Source organism: Intrasporangium mesophilum (assembly GCF_054783095.1).
The window spans coordinates 1-1599 of sequence record NZ_BAAGRF010000047.1 but is presented as its reverse complement, the minus strand read 5'-3'; the positions used below and the strand labels follow the sequence as shown (position 1 = coordinate 1599).

Here is a 1599-nt window from a genome sequence, read left to right as displayed (position 1 = left end):
AGGAACTCGGCCCGCAGCGACCGGTGGAACCGCTCGATCTTGCCGGTCGTCGTGGGCGAGCGAGGCTTGGTCAGCAGGTGTTCAGCCGAAACACTGTCAGGCATCAACCGAAGCCCAAACGTCAAGCATCAGGCGGAGTCATACAAAACGTGTGGTGGGCCTGTATGGCTTCGGGTGATGCTTGACGGGGGTGTCTCGGTTGATGCTTGACACTCGTTTTCGAGGTTACGCGTGTTGCTTCTGGGCGTTCTTCTTGCGGACCTCCCCTCGGGTGGTGCGTTCGACCGTCTTGAGCAGCTCGGCGCCGTCCCAGATCTGCAGTACGTGGTCCGCGACGTGGACATCGACCCGGTGGCCGGCACGGTGGATCCCGGCGCTGATCTGCTGCCAGGCTACGGAGATGACGCCATTGGCGGCGACCAGCCGGGAGACCCAGTCGTCACCGGTCCGGTCTCGTGCCAGGGCCTCGAGGACGGGCTCGGTGCGCTGATCCTGCCTGTCCGGCAGCAGGAATCGGCTGGCCGGGGTGGCCATATCCAGGGACTGGTGCGGCCGGTCGTGGTTGTAGCCGCGGACCCACGCGTCGAGCTCGGCCTGGGCCCGCGCCAGCGTGGGGAACATGCGGCCGGTGAGGAACTCGGCGCGCAGGGACCGGTGGAACCGCTCGATCTTTCCCGTGGTGGTGGGTGAGCGCGGCGCCGTGAGCAGGTGGTCGATGCCGTTCTCCCGGCAGATCCGGTCGAACAGCACCTCGACCGGCGGGTGGTTGAACCGGCCCGTGAAGACCCGACCATTGTCGGTCAGGACCTGCTGCGGGATCCCGTGCGTGCGCAACGCCGCGGCGAACGCGTCACACACCGGGCCGGTGCGTTCGTGCGGCATCAGGGCGGCGCTGACACAGAACCGCGAGTGGTCATCGACCCCGGTCAGCGCCTTGGCGTGGCTGCCGTCGGCGAGCAGGAACCCGCCGACCAGGTCCAGCTGCCACAGCTCCATCGGTGAGCCGCGTTCCCAGCGGTGCCAGTGCTCCCGACGAGACCGGCGCGGCTCGACCTCGATCACCCCAGCCCGCACCAGCGCCCGGTACACCCCCGAGCGTGAGGGCATCGGGCTCACCGAACGACGAGCCAGCTCGTGCAACAGCCTCCGCGGGCCCCAGTGCGGATGGGTCCGGCGCAGCTCCAACACCAGCACCTCCACGCTCGGGTCCATCTGGTGCGGGCACGAACCCGGCCGCCGAGACCGCGGCACCAGCCCGGCCAACCCGTCGGCCTCGTACCGGGACAGCCACGCATGCAGCGTCTGACGGGACACCCCGAACTGCCGGGCCACGTCCGTGACCTCCCGGCCTTCGGCGATCACGGCGAGCACCGCCTGGTACTTCTGCTCCACCACACTCAGCTCCACCAACATGAGGTGAGTGTCAAGAATCAGCCGGAGCCAGCGTCAAGGATCAGCCGGAGCCATGTCAGGCATGTACCGGAGCCGATCCGTCGTGCATGAGCCGAACTCATACAAACGTGTGGTGGGCCTGTTGACCTCCGGCTGATGGTTGACAGTTCGATGCCGGTTGATCCTTGACACTCGAATCTGTTCAGT

Annotated in this window: 1 protein-coding gene; it reads right to left on the bottom strand. The window is 67.2% G+C overall.

What is annotated here, in order from left to right:
* Nucleotides 1–225: 225 nt before the first annotated feature.
* Nucleotides 226–1410, bottom strand: coding sequence for an IS481 family transposase (locus ACYVLP_RS23505; RefSeq protein ID WP_460629713.1), 1185 nt, complete (start codon nt 1408–1410; stop codon nt 226–228).
* Nucleotides 1411–1599: the final 189 nt, after the last annotated feature.